The sequence below is a fragment of the Nocardia sp. NPDC055053 genome (assembly GCF_053608285.1).
Window position 1 is genome coordinate 11,862 of sequence record NZ_JBSGVD010000026.1, and the last position, 16,426, is coordinate 28,287.

Here is a 16,426-nt window from a genome sequence, read left to right on the forward strand (position 1 = left end):
GCCCCGAGTGAACTAGGTATTCGCCCCATTACCTGTAACGACTGGCGGACCTAGCGTGAAAGACATTCCGACGACAACGGATCGGGCACCACCGCCCATGATCTGGAGGAGCTGACTTCGATGACCCCCAACGCGATTCTGGAATTCATCCTGAACCTGCTGCGCGACCCCGACGCGGCGGCGAGCTACTGCGCCAACCCGTGCGTCGCGCTGGCCCAGGCGGGACTCGAGGTGACCCCTGAAGACATCTCCGCCGTCGCCCCGATGGTGGCGGAATCCGCGCTGGTCAGCGGCGGCTCCCAGCTCCAGTCGATCGTCGCCGCCGGCGCCGCGGCAGGCACGAGCGCGGCCCTCGCTTCCACCGCGACCGCAGCCGCCGCCGTCACCGCCGCGGCCGCCGCCGACGCCGAACTCGGCATCGGCCTCGACGTAGGCCTCGGCGCGGCCGCCTCGGCAGTCGCCGACGCCGCCGCCCAGGTCGGCGCAGGCCTCGATGTCGCACTGTCCACCGTCACCGGCGCCAACGTCGACGTGAACGCGGCCGCCGACCTCGCCGCAGGCCTGAACGGCGCGCTCGGCGCAGGCCTCGGCCTGAACGGCGCGATCGACACCGCCCTCGGCCTCGGCGCAGGCCTCAACGGTGCCCTGAACGGAGCCGTGGGCGCAGGCGTCGACCTCGCTGCGGGCCTGAACGGTGCGCTGACCGGCGCGGCAGGCGTGGGCGCTGGTCTCGGAGGCGCCCTGAATGGCGCGGTGGGTGCTGGCGCGGACCTCGCTGCCGGTCTCGGCGGTGCCTTGAACGGTGGGGTGGGTGCTGGCGCGGACCTCGCCGCGGGTCTCGGCGGTGCCTTGAACGGTGGGGTGGGTGCTGGCGCGGACCTCGCCGCGGGTCTCGGCGGCGCATTGAACGGCGCCGTCGGCGCAGGTGTCGACCTGGCTACCGGCCTGAATGGCGCATTGAACGGAGCGGCGGGCGTTGGCGCCGGTCTCGGCGGCGCCCTGAATGGCGCGGTCGGCGCAGGCGGCGACCTCGCTGCCGGCCTCAACGGTGCCCTGAACGGCGCCGTAGGCGCAGGTGTGGGCCTGGACGGTGCGTTGTCGGGTGTTGTCGACGCGGGCGGCGACGTCACTGCGGGATTGGGCGGCGCGCTGACCGGTGCGGGTGCCGGTCTCGAAACTGGTCTCGGGGGAGCCCTTAATGGTGCGGTTGGCGCAGGCGGCGACCTCGCTACCGGTCTCGACGGTGCCCTGAACGGCGCGGTAGGCACTGGCGCCGGCCTGGACGGCGCGTTGGCAGGTGTCGTGGACGCGGGTGGCGACATCACTGCTGGACTGAGTGGCGCGGCGGGCGCGGGCGCCGGTCTGGAAGCTGGTCTCGGGGGCGCCTTGAACGGCGCGCTGGGCGCAGGCGCCGACCTCGGTGGTGCGTTGTCGGGTGCGGCTGGTGCGGGCGCCGACCTGGCTGCAGGCCTGAACGGCGCGGCTGGTGCGGGTGCCGACCTCGAAGCTGGCCTTGACGGCGCCTTGAACGGCGCGGTAGGCGCTGGCGCCGGCCTCGGTGGTGCGTTGTCGGGTGGGGTGGATGCGGGTGTCGATGCCGCTGCCGGTCTGGGGGGCGCGCTGAATGGAGGGGCTGGCGTGGGTGCTGGCCTCGATGGCGCCTTGAACGGTGTGGTGGGCGCTGGCGCCGGCCTCGGTGGTGCGTTGTCGGGTGCGGCTGGTGCGGGCGCCGACCTGGCTGCAGGCCTGAACGGTGCGTTGAACGGCGCGGCGGGTGTTGGTGCTGGCGTCGAAGCCGGCCTCGATGGCGCACTGAATGGTGCGGTGGGCGCTGGTGCGGGCCTGGACGGCGCGTTGTCGGGCGTCGTGGACGCGGGTGGCGATGTCGCTGCCGGGCTGGGCGGCGCATTGAGTGGTGGAGCCGGCCTCGGTGGTGTGCTGTCGGGTGCGGCTGGTGCGGGCGCCGACCTGGCTGCAGGCCTGAACGGTGCGTTGAACGGCGCGGCGGGTGTTGGTGCTGGTGTCGAAGCCGGTCTCGATGGAGCCCTGGACGGTGCGGTAGGCGCTGGTGCCGGCCTCGGTGGTGAGCTGTCGGGTGCGGCTGGTGCTGGCGCCGACCTCGCTGCAGGCCTGAATGGCGCGGCGGGTGTGGGTGTCGGTGCAGAGGCCGGCCTCGATGGCGCCTTGAACGGTGCGGTAGGCGCTGGTGCCGGCCTCGGTGGTGCGCTGAACGGCGCGGCTGATGCCGGCGCGGGCATCGGGGCCGGCCTCGATGGTGCGCTGTCGGGTGTGGCTGGTGCGGGAGTCGGGATCGGCTCCGGCGTCGAAGCCGGCCTCGATGGCGCCCTGAATGGGGCCGTAGGCGCTGGCGCCGGTCTGGACGGCGCGTTGTCGGGTGCAGTCGACGCTGGTGGCGATCTCACTGCCGGAGTGGGCGGTGCCCTGGCTGGTGCCGGCCTCGATGGCGCGCTGACCGGCGCCGCTGGTGGTGGTGCCGGTCTCGACGGTGCCTTGGAGGGGGCGGCCGGTGTCAGTGGGGATGTAGCCGCTGGACTGGGCGGGGCTCTTACCGGTGCGGCAGGTGCCGGTGTGGACGGTGTGTTGTCGGGTGCGGTTGACGCTGGTGGCGATCTCACTGCCGGATTGGGTGGCGCCTTGACCGGCGCGGCTGGCGCTGGCGCCGGTCTCGATGGTGCCTTGGGGGGTGCGGTCGGTGTCGGTGGGGATGTAGCCGCTGGACTGGGCGGGGCTCTTACCGGTGTGGCAGGTGCCGGTGTGGACGGTGCGTTGTCGGGTGCGGTTGACGCTGGTGGCGATCTCACTGCCGGATTGGGTGGCGCCTTGACCGGCGCGGCTGGCGCTGGCGCCGGGCTCGATGGTGCCTTGGGGGGTGCGGTCGGTGTCGGTGGTGATGTCGCCGCGGGACTGGGCGGTGCGCTGACCGGTGCGGCTGGCGCCGGTTCCGATAGTGCGCTGGCTGGTGCGGCTGGTGTTGGCGCAGGTGTCGATGGCGCCCTGAACGGAACGGTCGGTGTTGGTGGCGATGTCGCCGCGGGACTCGGCGGTGCACTGACCGGTGCGGCTGGTGTCGGTGCAGGTGTCGATGGTGCGCTGACCGGTGCGGCTGGTGCGGGTGGTGATGTCGCGGCTGGGGTGGACGGTCTGGTCGACGGGGCCGCTGGGCTCACCACGGACTTCGGCGCGAACCTGGGGGGTCAGCTCGGTGGCGGCCTGGATGTGGGGCTGAGTGGTGCGACCGGTGCGGTTGGTGGGCTCGGTGCCGGGGTCACCGGCGGTCTGGGTGCGGCGGCCAATGCCGGGGCCCAGGCGGCGGGCAGTCTCGGTGCTGCCGCGACCACCACGGCGATCACCGGTCTCGACGGTGCGGTCGGAGCGGGCGCGGAAGTCGGCACCGGGCTGGAAACCGGTTTCGGTGGCGCTGCGTCGGCGGGCACCGACCTCATCGGCGGTCTGACCGGTGGTGCCGGCGGTGGGCTTGGCACCGGCATCGGTGTCGACGGGCTGATCACCGGCGGCGGTGCCGCGGAGGCCACCACCGGACTGGACACGGCACTGTCCGCCACGACAGGAATCGGACTGACCACCGGTCTGCAGGGCGGCCTCGATACCGGCGCGACCTTCGGGACGGGCCTTGCCGGCTCAGTCGCCACCGGCGCGCAGGCTGGTCTCGGTGCGGCTGTGGAGACCGGCGCGGGCCTGTCCGGTGGCGCACAGGCAGGTTTGAACAGCCTCGCCGAAACCGGTGTCGGCCTTGCTGGTTCGGCTGCCACCGGTGCGCAGGCTGGTCTGGGTGGTGCCGTTGACACCAGCGCGGGTTTGGCGGGTTCCGCGGCGGGTGGCGCGCAAGCTGGACTTGGCGGTCTCGCGGAAACCGGTGTCGGCCTTGCTGGTTCGGCTGCTGGTGGTGCGCAGGCTGGTCTGGGTGGTGCGGTAGACACCAGCGCGGGTTTGGCGGGTTCCGCGGCGGGCGGCGCGCAAGCGGGTCTGGGCGGTCTCGCCGAGACCAGCACCGGCCTGGCGGGTTCCGCGACCGGTGGCGCGCAAACGGGCACCGGCCTCGAGACCGGCCTCGGCGGAACCGCCGAAGCGGGCCTGTCGAGCACGATGACCGGCGGCACGCAGATCGCAGGCGGCCTCGGCAGCACCGTGGAAGGCGCGGCGCAGACCAGCACCACCGCGACCACTGAATTCACCGGAACAGCCCAGGCAGGCACCCTCGACACCACCCAGGGCGCGGTCACCACCGCGGCCGACACCTGGTCCTCGGTCGACGTGTCGAGCGCGTTCGGTTCCGGCCTGCACGGTTCGAGCCTCGGCGGCGAGACGTCGCTGTTCGGCGAGTCGAGTACTGTCGCCGAGACCGGTGCCGACGTGCACTCCGACGGACTGTTCCACTGAGCGAAACGGGCGCTGCGATGGGGACTCTCGCACCGAATGCGGTGCCGCTGACGACGGTGCTGGCCGACACCGTCGCGGCGGCCCGCGCCGCGGGCCGCGACGATCTGGTCGGTCGCCTGGAGAAGGTCACCGAGCGGGTGCGCGATCCGCGGCACCGCATCGTCGTCACCGGCCAGCTCGGCCAGGGCAAGAGCCGCTTCGTGAACGCACTGCTCGGGCTCGACGTGTGCCAGGTCGGCGACGACGTGACCACCGTCCTCCCGTTGCAGCTGTCCTATGGCGCGCAGCAGCGGGCATACCTGGTGCTCAGCGCGCCCGGCGCCGAGGACGAGCGGGTGGAGATCCCGTTCGACGAGATCGGCGTCATCGATCAACGCAGCCCGCTGGCCCAGGGCAGGCAGATCATCCGGATCGAGGCCGAGCTGCCCAACCAGCTGCTGGCCGACGGCATCGTCCTGATCGACACCCCCGGTGTCGGCGGTCACGGAAGCGCCTGTGCCGCAGGAGTTCTCGGCCTGGCCGCAGCCGCCGACGCGGTACTGGTGCTCTCCGACGCCTCCACCGAGCTCACCGAACCCGAGCTTACCTTCGTCCGCCAGATCCGCGAACTCTGCCCAACGGTCGCCGTCCTGCTCACCAAAACCGACCTGTATCCGCACTGGCACCGGGTACTCGAGGCCGATCGATCACACCTGACCCGCGCCGAAGCCGACGTCGCCCTGATCCCGGTGTCGGCCCTGCTGCGCGCCCACGCCCTGCGCCTGCAGGACGCGCAGCTGGGCCAGGAGTCCGGGTTCGGCGTGCTCTTCGGTTTCCTCCGGGACCGGGTAGTCGCCCGCGACCAGGCCGTCACACGTCAGGCCGTCGCCCGCGAATTGCACTCGGCAGCAGAACATCTGGCACTGGCTCTCGGCAGCGAACTGGTAGCCCTGCGCGACCCGGCGCTCGGCTCCGCCGCCGTCGACGAGCTCCAGTCCGCACGCGCCGCCGCCGAGGCACTCCAGCGGCGAACCGCGAGCTGGCAGCAGACGCTCGCCGACGGCATCACCGACCTCGTCGGCGACGTCGACCACGACCTGCGCGATCACCTGCGCGGCATCGCCCGCACCGGCCAGGAATGGATCGACGAGAACGACCCGGGCAGGCACTGGGGCGCGATCGCCGAATGGCTGTCCGGCAGCGTCGACACCGCGCTCGGCGACAACCTCCTGCTGACCCACCGCCGCGCGGAACTGCTTGCCGAACGCATCGCCGACCACTTCAAGGAGGTCGGCGCCGTCGACCTGCCCGAGGTCCATGCCGGAATGGACGACGAAACCACCCTCGCCAGCTCGGGTTCCCTTGCCGACCTGGAACCCGACATCGGTTTCACCAGCAAGGTGCTGGTCGGCATGCGCGGCTCCTACGGCGGCGTGCTGATGATCGGCCTCGCCACGACCTTCGCCGGCCTCGCGATGCTGAACCCGATCTCCCTCGGCGCAGGCCTGATCGTCGGCGGCAAGGCCTACCGCGACGACAAGACCGCACGACTGGCTCGCCGCCGCGTCGAAGCCAACGCCGAGGTGCGCCGCTTCCTCGACGACGTCGCGTTCCAGGCGGCCAAGGACACCAAGGACCGCCTGCACCGCATCCACCGCGCCCTGCGCGACCACTTCGCCGGCGTCGCCGAGCGCAGCCTGCGATCGATCGACGCCTCCCTGCGCGCCGCCCAGGAAGCGGCCGCGATGGCCGCGACGCACCGCGCCGAGCGCACCGCCGTGCTCGAACGCCAGCTGAACGCGGTCGCCGAGCTGCGCCGCTACGCGGAAACGATGCAACTCGAACCAGGACGGGCCGACGGTACGGTATCTGGGTGACCCACCGTTTCGACACCGCCGCGCCCGGCGGTCAGGCACCCAGGATCCTGGCCGAGGCGCACGAGCTGGTCGGCGCGGCGGCGCGGGTATTCGGTCGTGACGAGTACGCGCGCACGCTGCTGGCCGACTGCGAATTCCGGCTGCGTGAGCCACTGCGGGTAGCGCTGGCCGGTTCGATCAAGGCAGGCAAGTCGACGCTGCTCAACGCGCTGGTCGGCCAGGCCGTCGCCCCGACCGACGCCACCGAGTGCACCCGGGTCGTCACCTGGTACCGCGACGCCTCGACCCCCACCGTCACCGCCCACGCCGCCGACGGCGCAAGGGCCAACGTGATCGTGCGGCGCGGCGGTGGCGCGCACGGCCTCACCTTCGACCTGAGCGCCCTGAACTGGGATGCCTACGGCCCCCGCGAGGTGGATCACCTCGAGGTCGGCTGGCCATCGGCGGCCCTGGCCCAGACGACGATCATCGACACTCCCGGCACCTCGTCGCTGTCCCGCGAGGTCTCGCTGCGCACCGCGCGTCTGCTCACCCCCTCCCATGCCGAAGGCAATGCGCGCGGCCGGTCGGCGATCTCGGCGCCCGGCGCCGACGCCGTCGTCTATCTGCTGCGCCGCCTGGACGCCACCGATGTGAGCTTTCTCGAACAGATCGGCGCAGGCGCCGGTGGCGCGGGCCCACTCGGCGTGATCGGAGTGGTGTCACGCGCCGACGAGATCGGCGCCGGCCGCATCGACGCGCTGCACTCGGCCCGCGACGTGGCGGCCCGGTTCGCCGGCGAACTGGAGCGAACAGGCCTGTGCCAGGCGGTGATTCCGGTGGCGGGCCTGCTCGCCTTCGCCGCGTCGACACTGCGGCAACCAGAATTCGCGGCCTTCGAGGCCCTGGCCACGGTCCCCGCGGAAGACCTCGGCATCGCCCTGCTCTCGGCAGACCGATTCGCCCGCGCCGACATCGCCCTCCCGGTCGCCCCCGAACTGCGCGCCCAACTGGCGGATCGCTTCGGCCTGTTCGGAATCCGCATGGCCACCATGCTGATCCGCCTCGGCGTCCGCGATTCCTCCTCGCTGGCAGCCGAACTGGCCGCACGTAGCGGCATCGAGGAACTGCGCTCGGTCCTGGAGGTCCAATTCGGCCAGCGCGCAGAAGAACTGAAGGCACACTCGGCCCTGAGCACCCTGAACCGCATCCTGTCGGCCTACCCCGGCACCGAAGCCGACCGACTGCTACCCCGCGTCCGCGCGCGCCTGGCCGACGTCCACGGCTTCACCGAACTCCGCCTCCTCGGCCGCCTGCGCACCGACGAACTCCCCCTCCCCCCACCGGTACTCGCCGACCTGCACCGCATCCTCGGCGGCACCGGCGTAGCACCCCACCTCCGCCTCGGCCTCCCCCCCGAAGCCGACCCGAACACCCTCCGCACCGCGGCCTCCACCGCGGTCCGCACCTGGCGAGCCAGAGCCACCCACCCCCTGGCCGACCAATTCACCACCACCGCCTGCCGAGCCGCCGCCCGCAGCGCCGAAGGAGTCCTCTCCGAACTCCCCCGCTGACTACAGGCGCCGGTGCTAGCTCCGCAGCACCGGGACGATCTCCTCTGCGAGGTACTGCTCCACCCCGCGCCCGGCCCGCTCCGCCGCGACAATGGTGGTCCCCCGCTCATCGGCCCTGGCCGCCAGCGTCTTCCGTGAATCCGCCTCGACCCCGCCGCCGATGACGAGCAGGCGGACCTGCTCGCGGTCGAGGATGCCCAGTGCCTCCTCGTCGAGGGTGGTGCCGAGAGCGCGGAAGCCGAGGCCGTCGATGTAGGCGGTGGAGGTGTCGACCACGCTCTGGCCGCGGCCGACGACGAGAAGATCAACGGTGTGCACGGTTTCTCCCTTGGCTAGGTGGACGACCCGTCCATCGTCGCGCGCAACCGCGCGATCAGGGTCTCGAACTGCTCGAGCTGGTCGGTCGAGTATTCAGCCAGGATCGCGTCCTGCTCGGCATTGACCGCCTGGAAGAACTCGTCGGCGAGTCGGCGCGCCTGCTCGCTGCATCGCAAGGTCACCACCCGCCGGTCGGTGTGCTCGCGGCTGCGGGTGGCGTATCCCGCCTGCTCGAGCCGGTTGATCAGGGTGGTCATCGCCCCGGAGGTGAGGGTGATCCGCTTGCTGAGCAGCGCGGGGGACAGCGGAGTGCCCGCTGCCTCGGCGGCGGCGATCTCCATCAGCGCGAAGGCGTCGGTCGAGTGCACGCCGAGAGTCTCGGCGAACCGGCGGCCCAGTTCGGTGAAGCTCGCGCCGTAACCGATGAGCCCGGCGGCGAGCCGCTGCCGCTGCCTCGCGACATCGCCGGATGTCTTCGCCATGTCGTCCTCTCGTTCGCTGCCCGATTGACAACCTACCGGCTGCAATTTACCTTCATCATAAAGTCACTTGATGATGGAGGTAAATTGCAGACCGGAACCGAGACACCATCGCTGCGGTTGTGGCTGGGACTGATCGCCGTCTCGCTCGGCGTCGCGTTGATCGTGGTCGACCTGACGATCGTGAACGTGATCGTCGCGCCGATCGTCGACGACCTCGCGATCACTTCGATTCAGGCGCAATGGATCCAGGAGTCCTACGCGATCGTCTTCGCGGCGCTCCTGCTGCTCACCGGCAGGCTCAGCGACCTCTACGGCGCACGCGCACTGTTCCTGATCGGTCTCGTCGTCTTCGGCGTGACGAGCCTGCTCGCCGCGCTCGCCCCGAGCGGCGGCCTGCTGATCCTGGCGCGCTTCCTGCAGGGCATCGGCGGGGCGATGATCCTGCCGACCTCCCTTGCCCTGGTGAATTCCGCGTTCACCGGAAAGGCGCGCGGACAGGCCTTCGCGATCTGGGGATCCACGATCGGCGCGGCCGCCGCGGTCGGCCCGCTGCTCGGCGGCTGGCTCGCCGACTTCTCCTGGCGCTGGGCCTTCGGTGTCAACATCCCGATGGTCGCGCTGATCATGGCCGCGGTGCTGATCTATCTCCCGGTGTCGCCGGGCTCGGCCGGCCGCGTGGACTGGCTCGGCGCCGCGCAGTCGGCACTCGGCCTCGGCCTGCTCGCCTTCGCCCTGATCGAAGGCCGTCACTACGGCTGGCTGATCGTCACCGAACCTCTGAGTATCGGTGAATTCGCCTGGCGCAGTGGACCGTCGCCGGTGCTCGTCGCACTGGCCGGTGCGATCCTCGCGCTCGGGATGTTCTGGCGCAGGCAAGCGAGGCTCGCGGACGAACAGCCCCTGCTCGATGTGCGGCTGTTCTCTATCGACTCGTTCCGCAAGGGCAATGTGGTGACCCTGCTCGTCGGCCTCGGTGAATTCGGCATCATCGCGGTCCTGCCGCTGTGGATGCAGTTCGCCCTCGACTACACCGCCCTGCAGGCGGGCTTGGCGCTGGTCCCGCTCGCGATCGGCAGTTTCGTCGCCAGCGGCGCGAGTTTCTCGTTGACGGTCTCGGCGCTGGGCCAGGTCAGGATCGGCTTGCTGCTGGAAGCCGCCGGTCTCGCCCTGCTCGGCCTGTGCGCCGCGGCAGACAGCAGCTGGTGGTCGATCGCCATAGCCCTGTTCGTCTACGGCATCGGCGTCGGCTTCGCCACCGCCCAGGTCACCAATGTCGTGCTCGCCGACGTCCCCGCCGAGAGCGCGGGCCAGGGCTCGGGAATCCAGAGCGCCGCACGCGAACTCGGCTCGGCCCTCGGCATCGCCGTCCTCACCACCGTCTTCTTCAGCACTCTCGGCACCGGCCTGCGCGACCGCCTGACCGACACGGGACTGTCCGAATCCGAAGCACACCAGCTGACCTCGACAGTCACCGACAGCGCCGGATCGATGATCCCAGCTCTCGCCGAAGACGCACCCCCCATCGCCGAGGCGGCACGGGCAGCCATGGCAGCGGGTATCGAGGTGTCGAGCTACCTGTGCGCGGCCCTACTCGTCCTCGCCCTGGCGACAACCGCCTTCGTCAAACCCACGCGACACGGATAGCGGCAGAGCTGCGGTTGAGTGGGGTCGTGGCAAGAATGGCCCGGGGGCCGAAAAGATTTTTCGGGTGGCGGGAATGAATCGCCGCAGCTACCGGTTGTGCTGATCAACGACGTTGAGTGTGATGGACTCAAGTTCGGGTTGACGCCCGGAGGCCTCGAAAGGCAGGATTGAGCCCACCACACTCAGCGTTGCTGAGACTATGCCCCAAGTACGTCACACAGGAGGAAATCACTATGGCTCGTGCGGTCGGAATCGACCTCGGGACCACGAACTCGGTCGTCGCCGTTCTCGAAGGCGGCGAGCCGGTCGTCGTCGCGAACTCGGAAGGCTCGCGCACCACCCCTTCGATCGTCGCGTTCGCGAAGAACGGCGAGGTCCTCGTCGGCCAGCCTGCGAAGAACCAGGCCGTCACCAACGTCGACCGCACGATCCGCTCGGTCAAGCGCCACGTCGGCACCGACTGGAGCACCGAGATCGACGGCAAGAAGTACACCTCGCAGGAGATCTCCGCGCGCACGCTGATGAAGCTGAAGCGCGACGCCGAGGCCTACCTCGGTGAGGAGATCACCGACGCGGTCATCACCGTCCCGGCCTACTTCGAAGACGCCCAGCGTCAGGCCACCAAGGAAGCGGGCCAGATCGCGGGCCTGAACGTGCTGCGCATCGTCAACGAGCCCACCGCGGCCGCGCTGGCGTACGGCCTGGACAAGGGCGACAAAGAGCAGACCATCCTGGTCTTCGACCTCGGTGGCGGCACCTTCGACGTCTCGCTGCTGGAAATCGGCGAGGGCGTCGTCGAGGTCCGCGCGACCTCCGGTGACAACCACCTCGGTGGCGACGACTGGGACGAGCGCGTCGTGACCTGGCTGGTCGACAAGTTCAAGGCCAGCTCTGGCATCGACCTGACCAAGGACAAGATGGCGCTGCAGCGTCTGCGCGAGGCCGCCGAGAAGGCGAAGATCGAGCTGTCCTCCAGCCAGAGCACCTCGATCAACCTGCCCTACATCACCGTCGACGCGGACAAGAACCCGCTGTTCCTCGACGAGCAGCTGACCCGCGCCGAGTTCCAGAAGATCACCTCCGATCTGCTGGATCGCACCCGCGCGCCGTTCCAGTCCGTCATCAAGGACGCCGGTATCAACGTGGCCGACATCGACCACGTCGTGCTCGTCGGTGGCTCCACCCGTATGCCCGCCGTCTCCGACCTGGTCAAGGAACTGACCGGTGGCCGTGAGCCGAACAAGGGCGTGAACCCGGACGAGGTCGTCGCCGTCGGCGCCGCCCTGCAGGCCGGTGTGCTCAAGGGTGAGGTCAAGGACGTCCTGCTGCTCGATGTCACCCCGCTGTCGCTGGGCATCGAGACCAAGGGTGGCGTGATGACCAAGCTCATCGAGCGCAACACCACCATCCCGACCAAGCGTTCGGAAACCTTCACCACCGCTGACGACAACCAGCCTTCGGTGCAGATCCAGGTGTTCCAGGGTGAGCGCGAGATCGCCTCGCACAACAAGCTGCTCGGCTCCTTCGAGCTGACCGGCCTGCCCCCGGCCCCGCGTGGCGTGCCACAGATCGAGGTCACCTTCGACATCGACGCCAACGGCATCGTGCACGTGACCGCCAAGGACAAGGGCACCGGCAAGGAAAACAAGATCAAGATCCAGGACGGCTCCGGCCTGTCCAAGGAAGAGATCGACCGGATGGTCAAGGATGCCGAGGCGCACGCCGCCGAGGACAAGGCCCGCCGCGAGGAGGCCGAGACCCGCAACCAGGCCGAGTCGCTGGTGCACCAGACCGAGAAGTTCATCAAGGACAACGAGGACAAGGTGCCCGCGGACGTGAAGTCCAAGGTCGAGGAGGCTATCGCCGAGGCCAACACGGCACTCGCCGGTACCGACATCGCCGCGGTGAAGTCCGCCGTGGAGAAGCTGGCCACCGAGTCGCAGGCCCTTGGCCAGGCGCTCTACGAGGCCGGTGCCGCCGAGGGCCAGTCCGGTAACGGCGCGGGCCCGAGCCAGGCCGACGACGACCAGGTCGTCGACGCCGAGGTTGTCGACGAGCCGGTGGACACGGAGAAGAAGTGACCGAGGCCAACTCCGAGCAGGAGCTGATCGAAGACATCGTCGAAGACACCGAGACAGACTCCACCGCCGAGGTGGCGGAGCCCTCCGGTGACGGCGAGGCCGAGGCGCCGGTCAGCGACGAGCTGGCCGAGCGCACCGCCGACCTGCAGCGGTTGACCGCGGAATACGCGAACTACCGCCGCCGGGTCGAGCGGGATCGTCAGGCCAACATCGACGCGGCCAAGGCCGCGGTGGTGACCGAGTTGCTCGGTGTGCTCGACGATCTGGACCGCGCCAGGGCGCACGGCGACCTGGAGACCGGCCCGCTCAAGGCCGTCGCCGACAAGCTGGAGACCGCGCTCACCAAGCAGGGTCTCGTCGAGTTCGGCGCGATCGGTGAGTCGTTCGACCCGACGCTGCACGAGGCAGTGCAGCACGAGGGCTCGGGCACCGATCCGGTCATCGGCGTTGTGATGCGCAAGGGCTATCGGTTCGGCGAACGGGTGCTTCGGCACGCGCTGGTCGGGGTAACCGATGCCGAGGCCGTGGGGGCATCGGATTCGGATGCCGACGGCGACGACCAATAAGGACGCGAGAGGAGGAGATGCCCGGTGAGCCAACGGGAGTGGATCGAAAAGGACTTCTACAAGGAGCTGGGTGTCTCCTCCGGCGCCTCGCAGGACGAGATCAAGAAGGCCTACCGCAAGCTCGCTCGTGACCTGCACCCGGACTCCAACCCGGGTGACACCAAGGCGGAGGAGCGGTTCAAGGCGGTCAGCGAGGCCAATGCCGTGCTGTCGGATCCGGCCAAGCGCAAGGAGTACGACGAGACGCGCCGCCTGTTCGCGGGCGGTGGCGGTCGCGGCTACGGCGGCGGGTTCACACCCGGTGCCGGCGGCGGCTTCTCGCAGGACTTCAACATCGGTGACATCTTCGGTCAGGCCGGTGGCGCGGGCGCCGCGGGCGACGGCGGGCTCGGCGATCTGCTCGGCGGCCTGTTCAACCGGGGTGGCGCGCGCGGTTCCAGCCGTCCGCGCCGTGGCGCCGATGTGGAGACCGAGACGACGCTGGGCTTCCGCGAGGCGGCCCAGGGTGTCACCGTCCCGCTGCGGATGACCAGTCCGTCGCCGTGCACCACGTGTCACGGCAGCGGCGCCAAGCCGGGCACCAGCCCGCGAGTGTGTCCGCACTGCAACGGTTCCGGCGTGGTCAGCCGTAATCAGGGCGCGTTCGGTTTCAGCGAGCCCTGCGACGACTGCCGCGGCACCGGGTCGATCATCGACGACCCGTGCACCGACTGCTCGGGCACCGGCATCCAGAACCGCACCCGCACCATCACCGTCCGTATCCCGCCCGGTGTCAGTGACGGGCAGAAGATCCGGTTGGCCGGGCAGGGCGAAGCGGGCCTGCGTGGGGCGCCCTCGGGCGATCTCTACGTGACCGTGCACGTCAGCCAGGACAAGGTGTTCGGCCGCCAGGGCGACGACCTGACCCTGGTGCTCCCGGTGAGCTACAGCGAATTGGTGCTGGGGACAACTGTTTCCGTGCCGACGCTGGACGGCCGGGTCGGCGTGAAGGTGCCGCCGGGCACCGCCGACGGGCGTATCCTGCGGGTACGCGGTCGTGGTGTGCCCAAGCGCGGCGCGGCGGGCGGCGCCGGTGACCTGCTGGTCACGGTGAAGGTCGCGGTTCCGCAGAACCTGGACTCCGACGCCACCGAGGCGCTCAAGCGCTACCAGGAGGCGGAGAAGTCCGGTGGCTTCGATCCGCGTGCGGGATGGGCGGGTGCTTGATGGCCCCGCGCATCGAGCTCAGCGCCCGGAGGAGGTAGCGCAGCGTGACCACTGAGGGCGCCGGGAGAGGCGCAAATCCGATACCGGATCCGAAGTCCGCGTCGGGTGGGACCTCGCGTGCCGAGTTCTTCATGATCTCGGTGGCGGCTCAGCTGGCGGGTATGCACGCGCAGACATTGCGCACCTATGACCGGCTGGGTTTGGTCACGCCCCAACGCACTTCGGGTGGCGGGCGCCGTTACTCGACCCGCGACGTCGAGCTGCTGCGCGAGGTGCAGCGGCTGTCGCAGGACGAGGGTGTCAACCTCGCGGGCATCAAGCGCATCATCGAGCTCACCAATCAGGTCGAGGCGCTACAGCAGCGCGTCGAGGAGATGAGCGCGGAGCTGGAGCGGTTGCGGGCGGGCTACCGGCCCGACCTGTCGCCGCCCCAGCGCAGTACCGCGCTCGTGGTGTGGCAGCCGCGGCACCGGCGGTAGAGTTCCACGATTCGCCCGAGCCCCCGGCTCGCGATCCCGCTCCGGCGGACGCGGCCCGGGGGCTCGATCGTGCCCGGTCAATCCCCGGCGATCGGCTGGTGACTATTCAGCAACCTATTTATTCGTGAGCTTGGCCGGGGCTTGTACGGCCGCAGGGCTCTGAGGTGGGCATATATCTCGGGATCATCACGAAAGGTTGCTGGTGGGACGCTGAATTCGGCTCGATCGGAGGCCAATTCTCCGTCGTCGACCAGCCACTCCGGCACACCCTCCCCGCGTGTCGTGGCACGGCGCGTCGGACCGGAGCGTGCTGGGTTCGTAGCGGAAAGGTCGCTCTACCAGGCACATTGGGTCGCTATTGCGGCAATTGCCGGGAAGGGTGGGGAATCTTAGGGTCATGTTCACCCAGGATTCACGGTCCACTGGTATGTTTTTAGCTGGTACTGATCAGGTACCGACCGGTTTTAAACGAATTACATGCGTGATGTTTAAGAGTACGATTCCTAAGCTGGCAAACCTCGCCTAGACTTCTCGCATCGGCTGCTGACGAGTGTCCTCCCAGCCCGTCACTCGCCGGCGCGGCTAGCGTTCGATGGCGAAACGAGGTTGTGACACATATGGATTCGCGGACTGTCGCTTTGATCCGTACTACGTTCAAGGCGGTTGCTGCGGAAGACGGTGGGCCCGAGAAGCTAGCCAGGTCGTTCTACTCGATCCTGTTCACGGACTATCCAGGCATCCGTGACTACTTCCCGGCGGCCATGGATTCCCAGCGTGAACGGCTCGTCTCGGCGATCGGCTACGCGCTGGACCGGCTGGAAGAGCCGGACAAGCTGCTGCCTTTCCTCGCCCAGCTCGGGCGCGATCACCGCAAGTACGGTGTGCAGCCCGCCCACTATGTCGCGGTGGCCAACTCGCTGAAGTCGGCCATGCGCCAGTTCGCCGGCACCGAGATGTGGACCGACGAGGTCGCCACCGCCTGGGACGAGGGCCTGGCCACCATCAGCGGCGCGATGATCAGCGCCGCCGACAAGGAGACGACGCCTGCGGCATGGTCCGCGAGGGTCGTCGAACGCCGCGAGGTGCTGCGCAACCTGGCCGTCATCCGCGTCCAGCTCGACCAGCCGATGCAGTACGCCGCGGGTCAGTACCTCAGCGTGCAGATACCGGCGCGGCCCCGCATGTGGCGTTACCTCTCCCCGGCCAACCCCGCGAATGCCAACGGCGAGATCGAGTTCCACGTGCGCAGCGTGCTCGGCGGCTGGGTCAGCCCGTCCATGGTCTCGCACACCGCCGTCGGCGACCAGTGGCTGCTCGGCTCACCGCTCGGCGGCCTCGGCGTGCCGCGCAACACCAAGCGCAAGATGCTGATGGTCGGCTGCGGCACCGGCATCGCGCCGCTGCGCGCCCAGATCATGGCGATGGCCCAGCGCCGCGTCAACCCGAAGGTCCACCTGTTCGTCGGTGGCCACCACCCGTGCGACCTCTACGACCTCCAGGTCCTGAGCCAGCTGGCCATGGCCAACAAGTGGCTCTCGGTCACCCCCGTCACCGAGAACGACGAGAACCCCTGGTGGTACTACGAGTCCGGCGAACCGCAGGGCGACCTACCCGGCCTCGAACCGCGAATGACCGGCCAGATCGGCAAGGTCGTCGCCAGCTACGGCTCGTGGGCGGATCGCGATGTGCAGATCGTCGGATCGCCATCGATGGTGCAGACCACCAAGTTCCGCCTGATGGCCGCGGGCACCCAGGCCAAGTCGATCCGCCACGACCCACTGTTCTGAGCGCGCGCCCCGCACCGTGAATCGACCTGTCGGTT

Annotated in this window: 11 protein-coding genes; 9 read left to right on the plus strand and 2 right to left on the minus strand. The window is 69.7% G+C overall.

What is annotated here, in order from left to right; all coding sequences use genetic code 11:
• Positions 1–120 precede the first annotated feature (120 nt).
• Genes ACWF82_RS24170 through ACWF82_RS24180 form a run of 3 tightly spaced genes read left to right on the plus strand, consistent with a single transcriptional unit; the run spans position 121 to position 7,828 of the window.
• Positions 121–4,419 carry an IniB N-terminal domain-containing protein gene (locus ACWF82_RS24170; RefSeq protein ID WP_452504570.1) on the plus strand — a complete coding sequence of 1,433 codons (4,299 nt, stop codon included), beginning with the start codon at positions 121–123 and terminating at the stop codon, positions 4,417–4,419.
• A gap of 17 nt (positions 4,420–4,436) precedes the next feature.
• Positions 4,437–6,275 carry a dynamin family protein gene (locus ACWF82_RS24175; protein WP_452504572.1) on the plus strand — a complete coding sequence of 613 codons (1,839 nt, stop codon included), beginning with the start codon at positions 4,437–4,439 and terminating at the stop codon, positions 6,273–6,275.
• A complete protein-coding gene (locus ACWF82_RS24180; RefSeq protein ID WP_452504574.1) occupies positions 6,272–7,828 on the plus strand; it encodes a dynamin family protein in 1,557 nt (518 codons plus the stop codon). Before ACWF82_RS24175 ends, ACWF82_RS24180 begins: the two co-directional genes overlap by 4 nt.
• A 15-nt stretch (positions 7,829–7,843) precedes the next feature.
• On the opposite strand, the gene ACWF82_RS24185 is transcribed toward ACWF82_RS24180, so the two are convergent.
• Entirely contained in the window at positions 7,844–8,146 is a 303-nt protein-coding gene (locus ACWF82_RS24185; protein ID WP_452504576.1) for a hypothetical protein, read from the minus strand.
• A gap of 14 nt (positions 8,147–8,160) precedes the next feature.
• Positions 8,161–8,628 carry a MarR family winged helix-turn-helix transcriptional regulator gene (locus ACWF82_RS24190; protein ID WP_452504578.1) on the minus strand — a complete coding sequence of 156 codons (468 nt, stop codon included), beginning with the start codon at positions 8,626–8,628 and terminating at the stop codon, positions 8,161–8,163.
• An 84-nt stretch (positions 8,629–8,712) separates the two neighbouring features.
• Between ACWF82_RS24190 and ACWF82_RS24195 the strand changes: the two genes are divergently transcribed.
• From ACWF82_RS24195 to ACWF82_RS24220, 6 genes are all read left to right on the plus strand, one after another.
• Positions 8,713–10,272, plus strand: a complete 1,560-nt coding sequence (locus ACWF82_RS24195) for a DHA2 family efflux MFS transporter permease subunit (RefSeq protein ID WP_452504580.1) — start codon at positions 8,713–8,715, stop codon at positions 10,270–10,272.
• Between the two features lie 233 nt (positions 10,273–10,505).
• Positions 10,506–12,353: a molecular chaperone DnaK gene (gene dnaK / locus ACWF82_RS24200; protein WP_452504583.1), complete on the plus strand. Its 1,848-nt coding sequence runs from the start codon at positions 10,506–10,508 to the stop codon at positions 12,351–12,353.
• Complete coding sequence (grpE, locus tag ACWF82_RS24205; RefSeq protein WP_452504584.1) at positions 12,350–12,919, plus strand: nucleotide exchange factor GrpE; 570 nt, start codon at positions 12,350–12,352, stop codon at positions 12,917–12,919. Before dnaK ends, grpE begins: the two co-directional genes overlap by 4 nt.
• A 24-nt stretch (positions 12,920–12,943) precedes the next feature.
• A complete protein-coding gene (gene dnaJ / locus ACWF82_RS24210) occupies positions 12,944–14,125 on the plus strand; it encodes a molecular chaperone DnaJ (protein ID WP_452504586.1) in 1,182 nt (393 codons plus the stop codon).
• Between the two features lie 131 nt (positions 14,126–14,256).
• A complete protein-coding gene (locus ACWF82_RS24215) occupies positions 14,257–14,604 on the plus strand; it encodes a heat shock protein transcriptional repressor HspR (protein WP_452504692.1) in 348 nt (115 codons plus the stop codon).
• A 617-nt stretch (positions 14,605–15,221) separates the two neighbouring features.
• Positions 15,222–16,391: a globin domain-containing protein gene (locus ACWF82_RS24220; protein ID WP_452504588.1), complete on the plus strand. Its 1,170-nt coding sequence runs from the start codon at positions 15,222–15,224 to the stop codon at positions 16,389–16,391.
• Positions 16,392–16,426 lie beyond the last annotated feature (35 nt).

Coding starts and splice junctions, on each gene's coding strand:
- ACWF82_RS24170 (WP_452504570.1), top strand. CDS start 121: ATGACCCCCAACGCGATTCTGGAATTCATCCTGAACCTGCTGCGCGAC.
- ACWF82_RS24175 (WP_452504572.1), top strand. CDS start 4,437: ATGGGGACTCTCGCACCGAATGCGGTGCCGCTGACGACGGTGCTGGCC.
- ACWF82_RS24215 (WP_452504692.1), top strand. CDS start 14,257: ATGATCTCGGTGGCGGCTCAGCTGGCGGGTATGCACGCGCAGACATTG.
- ACWF82_RS24190 (WP_452504578.1), bottom strand. CDS start 8,628: ATGGCGAAGACATCCGGCGATGTCGCGAGGCAGCGGCAGCGGCTCGCC.
- ACWF82_RS24220 (WP_452504588.1), top strand. CDS start 15,222: ATGGATTCGCGGACTGTCGCTTTGATCCGTACTACGTTCAAGGCGGTT.
- dnaK (WP_452504583.1), top strand. CDS start 10,506: ATGGCTCGTGCGGTCGGAATCGACCTCGGGACCACGAACTCGGTCGTC.